The 19,522-nt window shown below is 72.9% G+C and carries 12 protein-coding genes; 6 read left to right on the forward strand and 6 right to left on the reverse strand.

Translation table 11 applies throughout. The annotated features are described in order from the left end of the window. The first annotated feature begins 20 nt into the window (after positions 1–20). Entirely contained in the window at positions 21–548 is a 528-nt protein-coding gene (locus HTZ77_RS07240) for a hypothetical protein (RefSeq protein WP_175588696.1), read from the forward strand. A gap of 3 nt (positions 549–551) precedes the next feature. On the opposite strand, the gene HTZ77_RS07245 is transcribed toward HTZ77_RS07240, so the two are convergent. Continuing rightward, positions 552–1,922 carry an amidase gene (locus HTZ77_RS07245; protein ID WP_328808467.1) on the reverse strand — a complete coding sequence of 457 codons (1,371 nt, stop codon included), beginning with the start codon at positions 1,920–1,922 and terminating at the stop codon, positions 552–554. A 582-nt stretch (positions 1,923–2,504) separates the two neighbouring features. Further along, a complete protein-coding gene (gene dnaE / locus HTZ77_RS07250) occupies positions 2,505–6,032 on the reverse strand; it encodes a DNA polymerase III subunit alpha (RefSeq protein WP_175588697.1) in 3,528 nt (1,175 codons plus the stop codon). A 217-nt stretch (positions 6,033–6,249) separates the two neighbouring features. Between dnaE and HTZ77_RS07255 the strand changes: the two genes are divergently transcribed. Next, positions 6,250–7,308 carry an SGNH/GDSL hydrolase family protein gene (locus HTZ77_RS07255; RefSeq protein WP_175588698.1) on the forward strand — a complete coding sequence of 353 codons (1,059 nt, stop codon included), beginning with the start codon at positions 6,250–6,252 and terminating at the stop codon, positions 7,306–7,308. Between the two features lie 169 nt (positions 7,309–7,477). Here HTZ77_RS07255 and HTZ77_RS48085 read toward each other — a convergent pair whose 3' ends face one another. Continuing rightward, positions 7,478–8,629 carry a chorismate mutase gene (locus tag HTZ77_RS48085; protein ID WP_175588699.1) on the reverse strand — a complete coding sequence of 384 codons (1,152 nt, stop codon included), beginning with the start codon at positions 8,627–8,629 and terminating at the stop codon, positions 7,478–7,480. A gap of 284 nt (positions 8,630–8,913) precedes the next feature. Between HTZ77_RS48085 and HTZ77_RS07265 the strand changes: the two genes are divergently transcribed. The 3 genes from HTZ77_RS07265 to HTZ77_RS45890 all read left to right on the forward strand — a co-directional run bounded on the left by HTZ77_RS07265 (position 8,914) and on the right by HTZ77_RS45890 (position 13,989). Continuing rightward, positions 8,914–10,848: a serine/threonine-protein kinase gene (locus tag HTZ77_RS07265; RefSeq protein WP_175588700.1), complete on the forward strand. Its 1,935-nt coding sequence runs from the start codon at positions 8,914–8,916 to the stop codon at positions 10,846–10,848. A 10-nt stretch (positions 10,849–10,858) separates the two neighbouring features. Further along, a complete protein-coding gene (locus tag HTZ77_RS07270) occupies positions 10,859–12,415 on the forward strand; it encodes a serine/threonine-protein kinase (RefSeq protein ID WP_205302287.1) in 1,557 nt (518 codons plus the stop codon). An 80-nt stretch (positions 12,416–12,495) separates the two neighbouring features. After that, entirely contained in the window at positions 12,496–13,989 is a 1,494-nt protein-coding gene (locus tag HTZ77_RS45890) for a serine/threonine protein kinase (protein ID WP_235994440.1), read from the forward strand. Between the two features lie 39 nt (positions 13,990–14,028). Here the strand turns inward: HTZ77_RS45890 and HTZ77_RS07280 are convergent, their stop codons facing one another. Genes HTZ77_RS07280 through HTZ77_RS07290 form a run of 3 tightly spaced genes read right to left on the reverse strand, consistent with a single transcriptional unit; the run spans position 14,029 to position 15,880 of the window. Continuing rightward, the gene (locus HTZ77_RS07280; RefSeq protein ID WP_175588702.1) at positions 14,029–14,958 is read right to left on the reverse strand and encodes an RluA family pseudouridine synthase; all 930 of its coding nucleotides are present in this window, start codon (positions 14,956–14,958) and stop codon (positions 14,029–14,031) included. Continuing rightward, complete coding sequence (gene lspA, locus HTZ77_RS07285; protein WP_328808468.1) at positions 14,955–15,458, reverse strand: signal peptidase II; 504 nt, start codon at positions 15,456–15,458, stop codon at positions 14,955–14,957. The genes HTZ77_RS07280 and lspA overlap by 4 nt, the downstream gene beginning before the upstream one ends. Positions 15,459–15,490: 32 nt before the next feature. After that, a complete protein-coding gene (locus tag HTZ77_RS07290; RefSeq protein ID WP_175588704.1) occupies positions 15,491–15,880 on the reverse strand; it encodes a TraR/DksA family transcriptional regulator in 390 nt (129 codons plus the stop codon). Between the two features lie 455 nt (positions 15,881–16,335). On the opposite strand from HTZ77_RS07290, the gene ileS reads away from it, so the two are divergent. Further along, a complete protein-coding gene (gene ileS, locus HTZ77_RS07295) occupies positions 16,336–19,482 on the forward strand; it encodes an isoleucine--tRNA ligase (RefSeq protein WP_175588705.1) in 3,147 nt (1,048 codons plus the stop codon). The last annotated feature ends 40 nt before the right edge of the window (positions 19,483–19,522 follow it).

Genomic DNA, 19,522 nt, shown 5'->3' on the forward strand with positions numbered 1-19,522 from the left:
GCACATCTGAGGGGGATCGCGTGGCGAGGCAAGTGCGGGCGTTCGCGGTCACCGTCCTCGCCGTCGCCGCCCTCGCCGTGCTCGCCGGGCTGCTGTGGTCCGCGCTCACGCCCCGTGCGCCGTACCAGGTGACGGAGCAGGGGACGGTGCTGGCCGACCCGACCACGCAGGCGCTGATCGCCGCGGACGGCTGGTTCGCGGTGATCACGGGCGGGCTGGGCGTGGTCTGCGGGGCCGCCGGCTGGTTCCTCAGCCGCCACGACCGGCTGCCCGTGCTGCTGGGGCTCTGCGCGGGCGGGGCGCTGGCGGCGTTCGTCACGTTGTGGGTGGGTTCGACGTTCACGCTGGGGGCGGTGACCGTCGAGGCGGCCGCCACGCCGGGCGCCAAGGTGGTGGCGGGTTCGCTGCAACTGACCGCCCGGGGCGTGCTGGTGGCCTGGCCGCTGTGCGCGGTGGCGATCTTCGGGCTGATGGAGGGCATGCACGGCTACCGCGAGTCGCCGCTGCGCACGCCGTATGGGGTCGGTGACCCGCCGCACCTCGGCTGAGCCTCACAGAGGTGGGCGGCGTAGCCCGTGGCCCGTCGCGCTCTCGAACGCGGCGGCCACCCGCAGCACCCTGGCGTCGGCGAACGGCCGCCCCACGATCTGCACGCCCACCGGCAGCCCGTCGGCGGTGAACCCGGCCGGGACCGACGCGGCCGGCGCGTGCAGGACGCTGATCCAGTACGCCGAGCGCATCCACGCCAGGTAGTCGGGCATGGGCACGCCGTCGATCTCCATGACGTACGGCTGCTCGACCGGGAACGGCGGCACCTGACTGACCGGCGCGATCAGCACGTCGCAGGTGTCGAAGAAGGCGGCCATGCGCTGGTAGAGGCCGCTGCGCAGCCGCTCGGCGCGGGCCAGGTCGGCGCCGGTGACCTCGCGGCCCCGCTCGACGTTCCAGCGCGTGTTCGGGCCGAGGCCCGCCAGGTCGCCGAACGCGAGGGCGTAGTACCAGGCCCGGTAGACGCGGAAGGCGTCCTCGGCGTCGGACAGGTCCAGGTCCACCTGCTCCACCCGCGCCCCGAGCCGCTCGAACACGGCGGGAGCGCCCGCCGTGACCGCCGCCGTCGCCGGGTCCACGGGCAGGCCCCCCAGGTCGGGGCTCCAGGCCACGCGCAGCCCGGCGACGCCCTCCTCCGGGTCCGGCGCGAAGTCCTCCGTGACCGCGAACGGCGAGCGGGGGTCGAACCCGGCGATGGCCGACATCATCAGCGTCACGTCGCCGACCGTGCGCGCCATCGGACCCTGGACCGACAGCGTGTACCAGGCGGCGGTGTCGGACGGGTCGGGCACCCGGCCGGGGGTGGGGCGCAGGCCGACGACGTTGCAGAACGAGGCGGGGTTGCGCAGGGAGCCGCCCATGTCGGAGCCGTCGGCGAGCGGCACCATGCCGGTGGCCAGCGCCGCCGCCGCGCCGCCGCTGCTGCCGCCCGCCGAGCGGGACAGGTCGTAGGGGTTGCGGGTCGCGCCGAACACCTCGTTGACCGTGTGGGAGCCGGTGCCGAACTCGGGGGTGTTGGTCTTGCCCACGCTGATCGCGCCGGCGCGCCGGAGCCGCCGCACGATCAGGTCGTCGGCGTCGGGCACGTGCCGGGCGTACTGGGGTGATCCGTACGTGGTGCGGATGCCGGCCGTGTCGACCAGGTCCTTGTGCGCCACCGGCACGCCGTGCAGCGGCCCGGCCGGCTCGGCCGCGTCGGCCGCCTTGGCGGCGTCCATGGCCTGCTCGGCGGCCAGGGTGACGACGGCGTTGACCCGGGGGTTGACCTGCTCGATCCGGTCGAGGCACACCTGGAGCAGCTCGACGGCGCTCACCTGCCGGGTGCGCACCAGGCGGGCCATCTCGGCGGCGGTGAGGTAGTACGGTTCGGTCACCCTTCGATCCTGCCCCACCCTGACAGCGGGAGCCACGGCAAGCCTCCCCGCCGCGCCACCGCATCCCCGCGCTTCCCGCCCGAGGCCGGGCGCCCGCCTCAGCGGCGCGCCGCTTCCTCACCCGGCGCGTCCGCCCGCGCGGCGCCTTGTCCACGGCGGCCCCCTGGGCGTGACTCCCTGGCCCGCCACCGGTCAGCGCCCCCAAGAGGCGCGAGCCCTACGCGGCGCCCCTGAGCGCGGCGCCCCTGAGCGCGGCGCCCCACAAGGAGCGCCCCCACCCCCGCGCCCCGTTTACAGCGCCCTGAAGAGGGGCGCGTTATACGCGAGCGCCCGGGAAAACGCCCAAACGCCCCAGAGGAGGAGCAAGCCCTCCCCCAGCACGACCCGCCCAGGCCCCGGACGAGGAGCACCCGCCAGCAGTGCCCCGAGAGGCGTCAGTGACGAGAGGCAGGCCCTCTCCGACCGGCCCAGAAGTCATCCACGACGTGGGACGGAGTCACCCCCCGGGCGGCACCGCGAAGGGCGGGCCGCCCGCGAGAGGGCCCGGCGAAGGAAGCGGCCGGTGAGCGGGCCGTCGCCGGTTCAGCCGCCGAGGCAGGCCGGGCCGAGGAGCTGCTTGAGGTCACCCATCAAGGCCGGCGACGGCATCACCCGCAGCCGGTCCTCGACCCGCATGACCGTGGTCTTCGGCCCGTTGTGCACCTGGAGGTGCACCTCCGACGTGCCGGGGTGGGTGGTGAGGATCTCCTTCAGCCGTCCCACCACCGGAGGCGTGCACCGGTTGAGCGGCAGGCTCACCAGCAGTGGTCCGCCCGCCTCCTGGGTGAGGTCGGGCGCGGTCACCTCCATCGCGATGACCTTCGCGACGTCCTCGCGCTTGTCGATGCGGCCCTTGACGAAGACGATCGCGTCCTCGGCCAGGATCGTGGAGCAGAGCTGGTAGGCCGACGGGAAGACCATCACCTCGATCGAGCCTTCGAGGTCCTCCAGCTGGGTCAGCACCCAGGTGTCGCCCTTCTTGGTGATCTTCCGCTGGACGCCGCTGAGGATGCCGCCCACGGTGACGATCTGGCCGTCGGACCGGCTCTCGTCCTGCAGGGCGGCGATGGTGCAGTCGGCGCCGGAGGCGAGGATGTGCTCCACGCCGAACAGCGGATGGTCGGACACGTACAGGCCGAGCATCTCCCGCTCGAACTGCAGCAGCGTGCTCTTGTCCCACTCGCCGACCGGGATCTGCACGTCGAAGGTCTGGTCCTCGCCGCCGTCGATCGCGCCGAACAGGGAGTCCTGGCCGATGGCCTCGTTCTTCTTGATGTCGATGATCGCGTCCACGGCCTGCTCGTGCACCATGACCAGGCCCTTGCGCACGTGCCCGAGCGAGTCGAACGCGCCCGCCTTGATCAGCGACTCGATCACCCGCTTGTTGCAGACGATCGCCGGCACCTTGCGCAGGAAGTCCTTGAAGTCGCCGAAGCGGCCCTTCTCCTTGCGCGCCGCGATGATGCCGTCGACGACGTTGCCGCCGACGTTGCGCACCGCCGACAGGCCGAAGCGGATGTCGGTGCCGCGCGGGGTGAAGTCGAAGTCGGAGTCGTTGACGTCCGGCGGGAACACCTTGATGCCCATGCGGCGGCACTCGTTGAGGTAGAGGGCCGACTTGTCCTTGTCGTCCTTGACGCTCGACAGCAGCGCGGCCATGTACGCGGCCGGGTGGTTGGCCTTGAGGTAGGCCGTCCAGTACGACACCAGCCCGTACGCGGCCGAGTGGGCCTTGTTGAAGGCGTAGTCGGAGAAGGGCAGCAGGATGTCCCAGAGGGTCTTGACGGCCGCGGCGGAGTAGCCGTTGGCCTTCATGCCCCCCTCGAAGGACTCGAACTGCTTGTCCAGCTCGGCCTTCTTCTTCTTGCCCATGGCGCGGCGCAGCAGGTCGGCTTTGCCGAGCGAGAACCCGGCCACCTTCTGCGCGATGGCCATGACCTGCTCCTGGTAGACGATCAGGCCGTAGGTGGTGCCGAGGATCTCGGCGAGCGACTCCTCGAACTCCGGGTGGATCGGCGTGATCTCCTGCAGGCCGTTCTTGCGCAGGGCGTAGTTGGTGTGGGAGTTGGCGCCCATCGGGCCGGGCCGGTAGAGGGCGCCGACGGCGGAGATGTCCTCGAAGTTGTCGGGCTTCATCAGCCGCAGCAGCGAGCGCATGCCGCCGCCGTCGAGCTGGAACACGCCCAGCGTGTCGCCCCTGCCGAGCAGCTCGTACGTCTTGCGGTCGTCGAGCGGCAGCTTGAGCAGGTCGATCTGCTCACCCGTGGTCGACTTGATCATCTTCAGGCAGTCGTCGATGATCGTGAGGTTGCGCAGGCCCAGGAAGTCCATCTTCAGCAGGCCGAGCGTCTCGCAGGTCGGGTAGTCGAACTGCGTGATGATCGCGCCGTCGGAGTCGCGGCGCATGATCGGGATGTAGTCGGTCAGCACCTCGGCCGACATGATCACGCCGGCGGCGTGCACGCCGGTCTGCCGGATCAGGCCCTCCAGGCCCCTGCCGAGGTCCATCGTCGCCTTGACGTCGACGTCCTCCTCGTAGAGCCTGCGCAGCTCGCCCGCCTCGTTGTAGCGCGGGTGGTCCTTGTCGAAGATGCCCGACAGCGGGATGTCCTTGCCCATGACGGCGGGCGGGAACGCCTTGGACACGCGGTCGCCGAGCGCGTAGGGGTAGCCGAGGACGCGACCGGCGTCCTTGATGGCGGCCTTCGCCTTGATGGTGCCGAACGTGGCGATCATGGCGACCTTGTCGGCGCCCCACTTCTCGGTCACGTAGCGGATCACGTCGGCCCGCCGGCGCTCGTCGAAGTCGATGTCGACGTCGGGCATGGAGACGCGCTCGGGGTTGAGGAACCGCTCGAAGATCAGGCCGTGCGGCAGCGGGTCGAGGTCGGTGATGCCCATCGCGTAGGCGACCAGCGAACCCGCCGCGGAGCCTCGGCCGGGGCCGACCGGGATGCCGTTCTGCTTGGCCCACATGATGAAGTCGGCGACCACGAGGAAGTAGCTCGGGAAGCCCATCTGCTCGATGATGCCGATCTCGTACTCGGCCTGCTTGCGGTGCTCGTCGTCGTAGCCCTCGGGCCAGCGGCGGTCCATGCCCTCCCAGACGGTCCTGCGGAAGAACTCGCTCTCCGTCATGCCGTCGGGGATGGGATAGGTCGGCATCAGGTTCTTGAACTCGAAGAACCCGGCCGGGTCGACCTTCTCGGCCACCAGCAGCGTGTTGCGGCAGCCCTCGGCCCACAGGTCGGAGGAGTCGACGGCGCGCATCTCGTCGGCGGTCTTGATGTAGTAGCCGCTGCCGTCGAAGCGGAACCGGTCGGGGTCGGACAGCTGCTTGCCCGTCTGGATGCACAGGAGGGCGTCGTGGGAGGCGGCGTCGGACTCGTAGGTGTAGTGGGAGTCGTTGGTGACCAGGGGCGGGATGTCCAGCTCGCGGCTGATGCGGGTCAGCCCGTCGCGGACCCGGCGCTCGATGTCGAGGCCGTGGTCCATGATCTCCAGGAAGAAGTTGTCCTTGCCGAAGATCTCCTGGTACTTCGCGGCCGCCTTCACCGCCTCGTCGTACTGGCCGAGCCGCAGGCGCGTCTGCACCTCGCCCGACGGGCAGCCGGTGGTGGCCATCAGGCCGTCGGCGTGCTCGGCGAGGATGTCGGCGTCCATCCGCGCCCACTTGCGGACGAAGCCCTCGGTGTAGGCGCGCGAGGACAGCCGCATCAGGTTGTGCAGGCCGGTCTTGTTGCGCGCCCAGATCGTCATGTGGGTGTAGTAGCCGCCCGCGGAGACGTCGTCCTTCTTCTGGTGCGGCTCGCCCCACAGGACCGGCTTCTTGTTGTGGCGCAGCTCCGGCGCGACGTACGCCTCGATGCCGATGATCGGCTTGACGCCCGCGCCGGTCGCCTGCTTGTAGAAGTCGTAGGCGCCGTGCATGTTGCCGTGGTCGGTGATCGCGATCGCCGGCATGCCCAGCTCGCCGACCTGTTTGAACATCTGCTTCAACCGCGCGGCCCCGTCGAGCATGGAGTACTCGGTGTGCACGTGCAGATGGACGAACGAGTCGCTGGACGACATGGAGCGGCGCCTCCCGGTCTGATGGTTTGCGCTCCGACTCTAGTGCTCCCCACCGACAGTCCGCCTACCCTCGCGCCAGCCTTCCGTTCGGGGGCGTGTCGCACGGCGCGGCGCCGGTTACGCTGCTCGTGCGGTCCGGCGAATCGGGCGTTCCGACCGCCACGGGGGCTTTCGGGAGGCAGGGCTGGAAAGGCGCGGGATCGTCGGCATCGTTCCCATGGTGACGGCCGCCCTGCTCGGCGTGCTCGTCGCCGTCGCGGGGCTCCCCCTGGGGTGGTACGGCGGGCTGGCCTGCGCGGCGCTCCAGGCGGGCTGTCCGGCCACGGCGCCACCCACGGGGAGTCTTCCCCGGATGACCCGGCTGACGGCCGTACAGGTGGCGCTGAGCGGCTCGTACGCGGGGCTGGGCGACTCGTACTCCTCCGGCGAGGGCGTGTACGCCCCGGCCGGGCAGGGCGGCGAGGACGGCCGGACCGGCGGGAAGCCGGACCCGGGGCGGTTGCCGGCCGGAGAGGGCGCGGCCCCCTGCCACCGGGCGCTGGGCTCGTACGTGCCGCTGGTCGCGGGCGCCCACCGCTTCGGCGGCGGCACGGGCTTCTGGGCGTGCAGCGGCGCCACCACCGGCCAGCTCCTGCGCGGCCAGCACGGCCAGCGCCCCCAGGTGGCCCGGGTGGACCGCTCGACCAGCCTGGTGACGGTCACCATCGGCGGCAACGACGCCGGGTTCGCCCGCGTCCTGACCGCCTGCATCGTCAAGCTGCCCTGGTCGTCGGCGTGCGTGGACCAGGACGCCGAGGTGGCGCGGCGGGTCGACGGGCTGCGGTCGAGCCTGCTCGGCGTGCTGCGGGAGCTGCGGTCGCGCGCCCCGCAGGCCCGGATCATCGTGCTGGGCTACCCGAGGCCGTTCCCCGCCCGCCCCGCCGACCGGGTGGACAACCTCGGCGTCGAGGACCAGCTCTGGCTCAACCGCGTCACCCGGCGGCTCAACGACGTCATGCGGGAGGTGGCGGCGGGGTTCGACCGGGCGGTCGCGGCGTTCGGGGGGCCGGGGAGCGTGGAGTTCGTGGACGCCTACGACGCGTTCGACGGCCACGAGGCGGGCACGGCGCAGCCGTACCTGAACCGGCTCGTCGTGCACGTCGAGGAGCTGACCGTGGACAGCCGCAGCTTCCACCCGACGGGCGCCGGCTACCGGCGCTTCGCCGAGCTGGTCGACCACCAGATCGTCACGGGGCCGGGCCGCCCGCTGAACAACTTCGTCCTCTCCCGGCCGTGAGCGGGCCCCGCCCGCCCGCCGAACGGCCCGCCCGCTGAACGGCCCGCCCTGTGACCGGCCCGCCCTGTGACCGGCCCGCCTTGCGACCGGGGCACCCTGTGACGCCCGCCCTGTGACCGGGCCGCCCTGTGACCGGGGCACCCTGTGACGCCCGCCCTGTGAGACGCCGTCACGCGCGGCGGCGTTCCTCGGCCAGGTGGAGACCCGCCTCGATGACCGCGTTCATGACGGACGCCAGGCGCTCCTCGCCCAGCGCGGGGGCGCGGCGGGCCATGCGCGCCACCAGCGACCGCTCGCGCTCCATGTCGCGGCCCGCGAAGCCGCCGACCGGCTTGAGCGTCTGCACGACGCCCGCCAGCGCGGCGCGCCGCTCCAGGAGCGTCGCCAGGGCCGCGTCGACCCGGTCGATCGCCTCCCGGCACTCCGGCAGCGTGGCGGGCCTCTCGGGCCGCAGCAGCGCCCCCACGAGCGTCACGGCCTCCCGCGCCGCCCGCAGCTCCTCCGGGTCCACGACATCCGCCCCGTACGGTCCCCCACCGCCGTGCCCGTACGCGTCACCACCACCGTGTCCGTACGCCTCACCGCCGTGCCTGTACGCGTCGTCACCGCCGCCATGCCCGTACGCGTCACCGCCCTCGGCCGCGTGCGCCCCCCGAGCCGCCGGGAGGCCGCCCAGGACGAGGCCGTCGGCGCCGGCCGCGACCGCGGCGGCCGACAGCTCGGGACGCCCCGTGACGTCGGCCACCACCGGGCGGCCCGACGCCTCCCGGGCCGCGCGCAGCAGACCCAGGTCGAGCCGGCCGGTCTCGCACAGGATCACCTCCCCGCGCCCCTCCAGCGCGCAGTAGTCGGCCAGCCCCAGCCACTCCTCCAGCGACGCCGAGGGGCGCCGCTCCACCACCACGGGCAGCCCCAGGGCCGCCGCGGCGCGCACCAGCGGGATGTCGCGGGTCCAGGACGCCCCGATCACCACGCCGTCGGCCCCGGCCGCGACGGCGGGCAGGTCGTCCGCGCCCGCGGGCTCCACGAGCGGCACCCTCCCGGCCGGCCCGCCGCGGGACTCACGGGGCGGCCACCCGTCCGTGCGGGCGTCATGGGGACGCGCGGCAGGGAGGGCGTCCTGGGGACGCCCGACAGGACGGGCGTCCTGAGAGCGCCCGGCAGGGCGGGCGTCATGAGAGCGCGCGGCAGGGAGCGCGTCCTGGGGGCGCGCGGCGGGGCGGGCGCGCAGGCTGATCCGGCCCGCGATCACCACCGCGGGTCCCGCGCCCACGCGCGCCCCGCCCAGCGTGACCACGTGGCGTTCCAAGGTCGATGACATCTCGGCTCCTCATCCAGGGCCGGCTCGCCGGAGCCGGCGAAACGAAAAAGGCAGAGACGAGGCGTCTCTGCCGGTGCCGACTCCAGGTGGTCGCTAGCTCACGACCGGCTCTCCCGGAGCCGGCTCGGTAAACGCGTGGCGACAAGTCATGTCCGAAACCCTACACCCGCCCTCCACCTGCTGGACTGTGCTTCTCACATGGCGGACTGTCCTTCAGGCGAGTCGCCGTTGATCCCTCGCTATGGGAGTATTTCTTGGCCTAGAGGGAGGGTTTGAGGCCGTTGATGTCGGATCGCAAACGGGACGGACGCCGCATCGCCGGCCGCTACGAGCTGCAGGAACCCATCGGCAAGGGCGGCATGGGCATCGTGTGGCGCGCCTATGACGAGCTCCTCGACCGTGAGGTCGCGGTCAAGGAGGTCCGCTACGCCGCCGCGCTGGGCGACGAGGTGCAGCTCCTGAACCGGCGCACGATGCGCGAGGCGAGGGCGGCGGCCAGGTTCGAGCACCCCAATGTCATCGTCGTGCACGACGTGATCGAGGAGGACGACCGTCCCTGGATCGTCATGCAGCTCGTCCCGTCGCGCTCGCTGGGCGCGGTCATCAAGCAGGACGGGCCGCTGAAGCCGCGCCGGGTCGCCGAGATCGGCCTGGCCGTGCTGGAGGCGCTGCATCGCGCGCACGAGGCGGGTGTGCTCCACCGCGACGTCAAGCCCGAGAACGTGCTGCTCGCCGACGACGGCCGGGTGGTGCTGACCGACTTCGGCATCGCCACGCTGGAGACCGAGACGCAGCTCACGGTGACCGGCCTGGCCGGCACCCCGGCGTTCATCGCGCCCGAGCGGCTCAAGGGCCTGCCGGCGCGGCGCGAGTCCGACCTGTGGTCGCTCGGCGCGACGCTGTACACGGCGCTGGAGGGCCGCTCGCCGCACGAGCGCGGCATGGCGCTGGCCACCATGCACGCCGTCCTCACCGACCCGCCGGACCCGGCGCCGCACGCCGGCCCGCTGACCGAGCTGATCGACCTGCTGCTCGCCAAGGAGCCGGTCCAGCGGCCCACGTACGAGGAGACGGCGCGGATGCTGCGCCAGGTCATCACGCCGCCGGTGCCGCAGCAGCCGCCCGCCCCCGCCCCCACGGCGCAGATGCCGGCGGCGACCGCGCAGCTCCCGGCCCAGCCGCCCGCCGAGACCCGGCCCCGCCGCCGCTTCGGCCGCCAGACGCCCGTCCAGCCGGCGGCGTCCGTCCAGCCGGCGACGCCCGTCCAGCCGGCGGCTCCCGTCGAGGACGACACGCCGACCGACCCCAACCTGCGCGCGCCCGAGCCGGCGTCCCCCGCGCCGCGCACCTCCGCGTTAGGAGGCCCGAAGGGCTCCGGCCACGAGCCGGCCCTGCCCGAGACCGGCGTGCGCATCACCGCGGCCGGTCCCGAGCCGGAGGAGGCGGACGATCCCACGGCCGGCTCGTCACGCTCCGAGCCGGGCCGCCGCCTGGGCCCGGTCGTCGCGGCGGCCGCCGCCGTGGCGCTCGTCGCCGGCGTGGGCGGCTACCTGGGCCTGAACTCGGCCCCCGACGACCGCTCGGCCAGGAAGACCGGCGCCTCGGCCACGGTGCCCACCGCGTCCGCGAAGGGCTCCACCCCGGCGTCGCCGTCCGTGTCCGCCTCCGCGTCCCCGTCGGCGTCGCAGCCCGCGTCACCGTCGGCGTCGCCCACCCCCACCGCGTCGCCCACCCCCACCGAGGCGAAGACGCCCGATCCGGCCGACGCGCTGCCCAAGGGCTGGCACATGTACAAGGACAAGAAGATGGGCTTCTCGGTCGGCCTGCCCAAGGGCTGGGACATCCACGTCCGTGAGAGCTCCCACCGGATCACCTTCCGCGGCCCGGGGGCGGGTCCCAAGTCCTACCTGCTGATCGAGGAGGCGCCGAACCCCGGCTCCGACCCGTACAAGGACTGGAAGAAGCAGGAGCCCTCGGCCAAGTACAACTTCGGCGGCTACAAGAAGCTCAGCATCAAGAGGGTCGACTACCAGAAGGCGGCCGCCGACTGGGACTTCACCTGGAACGCCGACTCGGGGCCGTCGCGGGTGCGCAACCGGGGGTTCATCACCTACAACGGCCGCGCCTACGCCATCTACTGGCACACGCTGGAGAGCCGCTGGAAGAAGGATCTGCACTTCTTCGAGGGCTTCTGCGCGACCTTCCAGCCCCGCAAGTAGGCTTCCCGGCGTGCAGAGGGAGGTCGGCGGGCGCTACCGCCTCATCGAGCCGCTGGGCGAGGGCGGCATGGGCGTGGTCTGGCGCGCCCACGACCGGCTGCTCGACCGCACGGTCGCGGTCAAGGAGGTGCGCTACACCGGCGTCGGCGACGACAAGCGGGCCGACCTCAACCGCCGCACCATCCGGGAGGCGCGGGCGGCGGGCCGCCTCGACCACCCGTCGGTGGTGGTGATCCACGACGTCGTCGAGGAGGACGGGCGGCCGTGGATCGTCATGCAGCTCGTCCCGTCGCGGTCGCTGGCGCAGGTGCTCGCCGAGCAGGGGCCGCTGCCGGTCGAGCGGGTGGCGCTCATCGGCGAGCGGGTGCTCGGCGCGCTGCGCGCCGCCCACGCCACCGGCGTCCTGCACCGCGACGTCAAGCCCGAGAACGTGCTGCTCGCGCACGACGGCCGGGTGGTGCTGACCGACTTCGGCATCGCCACGCTGGAGGCCGAACCGGGGCTGACCGCCACGGGCGGGCTCGTGGGCACGCCCGCGTACATGCCGCCCGAGCGGCTCAACGGCGAGCCCGCGCGGCCCGAGTCCGACCTGTGGTCGCTGGGCGCGACGCTGTACGCGGCCGTGGAGGGCGCCCCGGCGTACCGGCGCGACTCGTGGGCGGCCACGGTGGCGGCCATCCTGCGCGACGACCCGGCGCCGCCGGTCCGCGCGGGCGCGCTCACCCCGGTCATCATGGGAATGCTGCGCCGCGACCCGGCCGCCCGGATGCCGGCGGGCGAGGCCGCGCACCTGCTGGGGATGATCGCCTCAGCCCATTCCGGCCACACGGTCCCCGTGTCCGTCTCCGGCCGCCCGGCCGCGCGGCGGCGGCTCATGGTGCCCGCCGCGATCGCCCTGGCCGCGGTGCTGGCCGCGGGCGGCACCCTGCTGGCGGTCCGCGCGAGCGGGCTCCCGGGCCGGGACGGCGGCTCGTCCGCCCTGACGGGCACGACGGGCGAGCCCACCCCGGCCGCCACCGCCACCGGGAAGGCCACACCGACCGGGAAGGCCACACCGACCGCGAGCCCCGAGCCGAGCGCGACGGCCACCCCCGGCGAGAACGGCGTCGCCGTGCCGGCGGGCTGGCGCGCGTACCGCAACGCGGAGGGCGGCTTCTCGATGGCCGTCCCGCGCGGCTGGACGGTCGTCAGGAGCTCCACCCGCGAGAGCGTGACCGTGCGCGGCCCCGGCGTCCCGGGCGCGTTCATCGTCGAGTGGACCGCGCCCGAGGGGCCCTGGCCCGGACCCGTGCGGCACTGGCAGGCCGTGGAGAAGGACATCCTCGGCAGGAACGAGTTCGCCGGCTACCGCCGGATCGACATCGGGCCGACCACGTACCTCGGGCGGCCGGCGGCCGACTGGGAGTTCCTCCGGCGCCGCGACGGGGGCCTCCTCCACGTTCTCAACCGCGGATTCCGCACCGCCGCGGGCAGGACGTACGCGCTGTACTGGGAGGCCCCCGACTCCAGGTGGAGCCGCGACCGCCGCTACTTCGACACGTTCACCGCCACCTTCGCCACCCTCTGACGGCCGGTTTTAATCCGGCGAGGTGCGTGCTTGGGAGGGGCTTTATCGGGTAGGCGGCCCGCATGTCCGATTCAGCGGTAATGGTCGGTGGACGGTACCGGCTGCTCAGGACCATCGGCCAGGGCGGCATGGGCACGGTCTGGCACGCCCACGACGAGGTGCTCGGCCGTGACGTGGCCGTGAAGGAGATCCACCCGCCCCCGGACCTCAACGGGCCCGAGCGCGACGTGTTCAGCGTGCGGACCTTCCGCGAGGCCCGCGCCGCGGGCCGGGTCGCGCACCCCGGCGTGGCGGCCGTCTACGACGTGCTGGAGGAGGGCGGTCACCCGTGGATCGTCATGCAGCTCGTCCGGTCGCGGACGCTGGGCGAGCTGGTGCGCGACGACGGCCCGCTGCCCCAGGCCCGGGTGGCGGAGATCGGCCTGCAACTGCTGGAGGCCCTGCGCGCCGCGCACGCGGCCGGCGTCCTGCACCGCGACGTCAAGCCGGACAACGTGCTGCTCGCCGAGGACGGCCGGGCGGTGCTGACCGACTTCGGCATCGCCACCACCGAGGACGAGGCGCCCGTCACCAGGACCGGCATCCTCGTCGGCACGCCCGCCTTCATGGCGCCGGAGCGGGCCGCGGGCGGCCAGGCCGTGCCGGAGTCGGATCTGTGGTCGCTGGGCGTGACCCTGTACGTGGCCGTGGAGGGCCACTCCCCCTTCCATCGGGCGCACGCGCTGGCCACGCTGGGCGCCGTGCTGCACTCCGAGCCGCCGCCGCTGGCCCGCGCGGGCGCGCTCGGACCGGTGCTGCTCGGGCTGCTGCGCAAGGACCCGGGACAGCGGATGAGCCTGGACGAGGCGCGGTGGCGGCTGCACGCGGTCGTCGCGGGCAACGCGCCCGAGCCGACGGCCCCGGTCGCCATCCCGGCGGGCGTCCTGACCGCCCCCGGCGCCGTCGCCGCCCAGGACACGCCCCCCAGGGAGGCCGCGGGCGCCGCCGCGCCGCCCGCGCCGCCGGCCGAGGCGACTCCCCCCGCGCCCGTCCCGGCGGCGGTCCGCAGGCGCAGGCCGCCGCTGGCGGCGCTCGTCGCGGGAGCCGCGGCCGTCGCCGTCCTCACGGGCGGCGCCGCGTGGTGGACGAACCAGCCGGCCGGTCGCGGCCGTACGCCGGCGACGGTCCCCGCCGTCGTCTCCTCGGCCGTCCCGTCCGCGCCTACCCGGAAGCCGGGCACGGAGCCGGCCACCGAGCGCAGGACGAGCACGCCGGCCACCCCCACCGGCAGGCGGCCCGTACGGCAGGGCACCGCGCCCACCGGCGGACCCTCCCGCGAGCCCGCGTCGAGGCCCACGCGCGAGCCCACGACCGGGCCCACCGCCAAGCCCACGAAGCCCACCAGGAAGCCCACCCAGAGCCCCAGCAAGAAGCCCACGGCGAAGCCCACCGGCAAGGCGACCGGGAAGCCGACCCCCCGCAAGTCGAAGAAGGCCGACGAGCAGGCGTCGGGCAAGCCCGGCCAGGTGGACCCGGCCGGCACGGGCCGTTCGGTCAAGACGCCGAAGAAGGCCAAGCACGGCAAGCACGCCTGACGCGCGGGGAGCACGCCCGGCGACGGAGGCGTGCCGCGGTCAGGACTCGGCGCTGACGATGTCGAGGGCCTTCTGCAGGTCCTCGGGGTAGTCGGTCTGGAACGACATCCACTCGCCGCTCGACGGGTGCTCGAAACCGAGCGACACCGCGTGCAGCCACTGCCGCCCGACACCGAGGCGCGCGGCCAGCGTGGGGTCGGCGCCGTACAGCAGGTCGCCCACGCAGGGATGGCGCAGCGCGGACATGTGCACCCGGATCTGGTGGGTGCGGCCCGTCTCCAGCTTGATGTCCAGCAGCGACGCCGCCCGGAACGCCTCGATCGTGTCGTAGTGCGTGACCGACGGCTTGCCGCCCGCCACGACCGCGAACCGGCCGTCGCCCGACGGGTGCCGGTCGATGGGGGCGTCCACCGTGCCCCGGAACGGGTCGGGGTGGCCCTGCACCAGCGCGTGGTAGCGCTTGTCGACCGTGCGCTCCTTGAAGGCGCGCTTGAGGTGGGAGTAGGCGTGCTCGCTCTTGGCGACGACCATGGCGCCGGTGGTGTTGGCGTCGAGCCGGTGCACGATGCCCTGACGCTCGGCGGCGCCGCTGGTGGCGATCGTGTGACCGGCGCCGAGCAGCCCGCCGATCACGGTGGGGCCGGTCCAGCCGACCGTGGGGTGCGCGGCGACGCCGATCGGCTTGTTCACCACGATGATGTCGTCGTCCTCGTACACCACCCGCATGCCGGGCACCGGCTCGGCGACGGGCATGGGCGTGGTGACCGGGGGCGGCAGCGTGACCTCCAGCCAGGCGCCCGCGTGGACGCGGTCGGACTTGGCCGGCTCACGGCCGTCGACGGTCACCTCGCCGGCGCCGATCAGCTCGGCCGCCCGGGTGCGCGAGAAGCCGAACAGCCGGGACAGGGCGGCGTCCAGGCGCTCGCCCTCCAGCCCGTCGGGCACGGGCAGGCTGCGGTGCTCGCTCACTTGCCCTCCCTCGTCCCGTCGATCTGGTAGCCGCGCCAGGCCAGGAACACGGCCAGGACCCCGCCGCAGACGATCGACGAGTCGGCCACGTTGAAGATCGGGAAGTAGTCGATCACCGGGAAGTGCCCGGGCAGGACCTCGATGAAGTCGACCACATGCCCCTGGAACTGGGTGCTCCGGCCGAACCCCGACGGGAAGCGCAGCAGCCGGTCGGTCAGGTTGCCGAGCGCCCCGCCGAGCAGCAGCCCCAGCGTGATCGCCCACGGCAGGCTGCGCAGCTTGCGGGCCGTGCGGATGATCGCGAACACGACCCCGACGGCGATGAACGTGAAGACTATCGTCATCCCGGTGCCGATGCTGAACGCGGCACCGGAGTTGAAGAACACCCGGAACTGCAGCACGTCCGGGATGACGACCAGGGGCGCCTTGCCCTCAAGAGCCCGCAGCACGGCCGTCTTGCTGGCGAGGTCGGCCACGTAGACGACGACGGCCAGCGCCACGAGGATGACGGCGAGGCGGGCGCGCCGCCTCGCTACCGGCGCTCCTCCTTCTGCTTGCAGGCCACGCACAGCGTCGCCCTCGGGAACGCCTGCAGGCGCTCCTTGCCGATCGGCTTGTGGCACGATTCGCACACTCCATAGGTCCCCGCGTCGATCCGGGCGATCGCACGTTCGTTCTGCGCGACCAGGTCGCGCGCATTCAGGGTAAGGGCGATCTCGCGTTCGCGCTCGTACGTCTTGGCGCCGGCGTCCGCCTGGTCGTCACCGGCCCCCTGCGTCACATCTCCCGAGGCGATCTCGGACTCATGACGGCGGATGTCCGCGTTGAGCTCGTCGATCTCGCGCTGCAGCGTGCCGCGTACCTCGGCCAGCTCCTCGTCCGACCACATCGAGGGAGTGGTGGTCTGCGTGACTGCCGCCATGAGTGCCTCCATGCTGATCAAGGCCATGAGTGGTGCGGGCAGCTTAGGTGCCCTATAACGGAACGGCAAACGACCCGCCGCCCCGTTTACCTCTCCCGTACTATCCCGCCGCGCGCCTTCAACTCCTCCGCCGGGCACTCCATTCCCGCAACTTTGTCGCCGTTTACGACTTCAGTACCGGAGCCAGGGGCCTCACCAGGGAAACCGGGAAGACCCGGGCCCCGCTCTGCGTTATGGTGTGAATCTGCAAGGCGTCGATGGGGCCCCCGAATGTGAGGGATATCACCCCGGAGCCGCCGGAAGAACGGCTCCTGCGGAGCTCATTAGACCCGGCAGCAGACCAACGAAGTGGGTCCCGCACTCCTGGGGCCAAGAAGGGTGGTACCGCGGAGCCGCACGGCTTCGTCCCTTCACGCAGCCCTGTCCGACAGTGACCGCGTGGAGGCGCGCCCCAGATGTCTTCCCCTAGTTTCCGCTCTCTTCCCGCGCAGGTCGACCTGCCCGCGCTCGAGCGTGAGGTCCTCGACCGCTGGAGGGACGGGAAGGTCTTCGAGCGCTCCGTCGAGCAGAACGACGGCAATCCCGCCTGGGTCTTCTACGAGGGCCCGCCCACGGCCAACGGCCTGCCCGGCGTCCACCACGTCGAGGCCCGCGTCTTCAAGGACCTGTTCCCCCGCTACAAGTCGATGCAGGGGTTCAGCGTGCCGCGCAAGGCCGGCTGGGACTGCCACGGCCTGCCCGTCGAGGTCGGCATCGAGAAGGAGCTCGGCCTCACCGGCAAGAAGGACATCGAGGCGTACGGCATCGCCGAGTTCAACGCCAAGTGCCGCGAGTCGGTGCTGCGCCACGTCGACGCCTTCGAGCAGATGACCGAGCGCATGGGCTACTGGATCGACCTGTCCACCGCCTACCGGACGATGGACCCGTCGTACATCGAGTCGGTCTGGTGGTCGCTCAAGGTCGTCTTCGACAAGGGCCTGCTGTTCCGCGACTTCCGCATCACGCCGTACTGCCCGCGCTGCGGCACCGGCCTGTCCGACCACGAGCTGGGCCAGCCGGGCGGCTACGAGACCGTCTCCAGCCCGTCGGTGTACGTCCGCATGCCCGCCACCTCCGGGCGGCTGGCCGAGCTGGGCGCCTCGCTGCTCATCTGGACCACCACGCCGTGGACGCTCGTGTCCAACACCGCGGTGGCCGTCCACCCCGACGTGACCTACGTCGCCGCGCGCACCGCCGACGGCGAGGTGCTGGTGGTGGCCGAGCCGCTGCTGTCGGTGCTGGGCGACGGCGCCACCGAGGTGGCCCGCTTCACCGGCCGCGAGCTGGAGCGCACCTCCTACTCCCGGCCGTTCGACCTGGTCGACATCCCGGGCGCCCACTACGTGGTGCTCGGCGAGTACGTGACGGTCGAGGACGGCACCGGCCTGGTCCACCAGGCCCCGGCGTTCGGCGCCGACGACCTGGCGGTGATCAAGCGGTACGACATGCCGGTGGTCAACCCGATCGGGCCCGACGGGCGCTTCCTGGACGACGTCCCCATGGTCGGCGGCCGGTTCTTCAAGGACGCCGACGAGGAGCTGACCGAGGACCTGCGGGCCCGCGGCCTGCTGTTCCGCGGCGGCCACTTCGAGCACAGCTACCCGCACTGCTGGCGCTGCCACACCCCGCTGCTCTACTACGCGCTCCCGTCCTGGTACATCCGCACCACCGCGGTCAAGGACGCGATGCTGGCCGAGAACGCGAAGACCAACTGGTTCCCCGAGACGATCAAGTGGGGCCGGTTCGGCGAGTGGCTGCGCAACAACGTCGACTGGTCGCTGTCGCGCTCCCGCTACTGGGGCACGCCGCTGCCCCTGTGGGTGTGCGGCGAGGACGAGTCGCACGTCACCTGCGTCGGGTCGATGGAGGAGCTCGGCACGCTCGCCGGGCGCGACGTCTCCGCGCTCGACCCGCACCGCCCGTACGTGGACGACGTCACCTTCCCCTGCCCCGACTGCGGGGGCGAGGCGCGCCGGGTCCCGGACGTGATCGACGCCTGGTACGACTCGGGCTCGATGCCGTTCGCCCAGTGGGGCGCGCGGGGCAAGCCGGAGGGCGTCTACCCGGCGCAGTTCATCTGCGAGGCCACCGACCAGACGCGCGGCTGGTTCTACTCGCTCATGGCCATCGGCACGCTGGTGTTCGGCCAGTCGTCGTACGAGAACGTGCTGTGCCTGGGCCTCATCCTGGCCGAGGACGGCCGCAAGATGAGCAAGCACCTCGGCAACGTGCTGGAGCCCATCCCGCTGATGGACCAGCACGGCGCCGACGCGCTGCGCTGGTTCATGGCCTGCTCCGGCTCGCCGTGGGCGGCCCGCCGCGTCGGCCACAACGCGCTGGAGGAGATCGTCCGGAAGGTCCTGCTGACCTACTGGAACACCGCCTCCTTCTTCACGCTGTACGCCAACGCCGAGTCGTGGTCGCCCGCGATGCTGGCCTCCGCGCCGCCGGCCTCCGAGCGGCCGCTGCTCGACCGGTGGGCGCTGGCCGAGCTGCACCGCACGGTCGCCGAGGTGACGGCGTCGCTCGACGAGTACGACACGCAGCGGGCGGGCCGCCGCCTGGCCGACTTCCTCGACGACCTGTCCAACTGGTACGTGCGCCGCTCGCGCCGCCGCTTCTGGCAGGGCTCGCGGGAGGCGTTCGCGACGCTGTACGAGTGCCTGGAGACGGTCACCCGGCTGATGGCGCCGATCGCGCCGTTCGTCACCGACTACCTGTGGGACGTGCTGCGCGGCGAGGACGCCCCCGCCTCGGTGCACCTGGCCTCGTGGCCGGCCACCCGCGAGGAGCTGCTGAACCCGGCGCTGTCGGAGCAGATGGCGCTGGTGCGCCGCCTGGTGGAGCTGGGCCGCTCGGCCCGCGCCTCCTCGGGCGTCAAGACCCGGCAGCCGCTGCGGCGGGCCCTGGTCGGCGCGCACGGCTGGCCGGCGCTCCCGGCCGAGCTGCGCGACCTCATCGCCGACGAGCTGAACGTCCAGGCCCTGGAGGACATGTCCGGCTTCAGCGCCGACCTCGTGTCGTACACGGTGAAGCCGAACTTCCGGGCGCTTGGCAAGCGGTTCGGCTCGCAGACCAAGGTGGTGGCCGCGGCGGTCGGCGCGGCCGACGCCGCGTCGGTGGCCCGCACGCTGCGCGGCGGCGGCACCGTCACGCTGGAGGCCGGCGAGCTGGGCGAGGTCACGCTCGGCCCCGACGAGGTGATCGTCACCGAGCAGCCGCGCTCCGGCTGGGCCGTGGAGACGGGCGCGATCGACACCGGCACCGGTGAGACGGTCGCCCTCGACCTGGAGCTCACGGACGAGCTGCGCCAGGCCGGGCTGCTGCGCGAGGTGATCCGCCTGGTGCAGGAGGCCCGCAAGGCGTCGGGCCTGTCGATCACGGACCGGATCGCGCTGTGGTGGACGTCCGCCAACGCCGACCTGGCGGCCGCCCTGACGTCGGGCTGGTCGCTGGTGGCGGAGGAGGTCCTGGCCACCTCCGTCACGGAGGGGGCGCAGGACGGCCTGCCGGTCCACGAGGACGCGGACCTGGGCCTGACCTTCCAGCTCCGGCGCGTCTGACCGGACGTCGAAGGCGGGGCACCCTTTCGGGGGTGTCCCG

Source organism: Nonomuraea montanisoli (assembly GCF_013363975.1).
In the GTDB taxonomy this organism is placed as follows: Bacteria; Actinomycetota; Actinomycetes; order Streptosporangiales; family Streptosporangiaceae; genus Nonomuraea; species Nonomuraea montanisoli.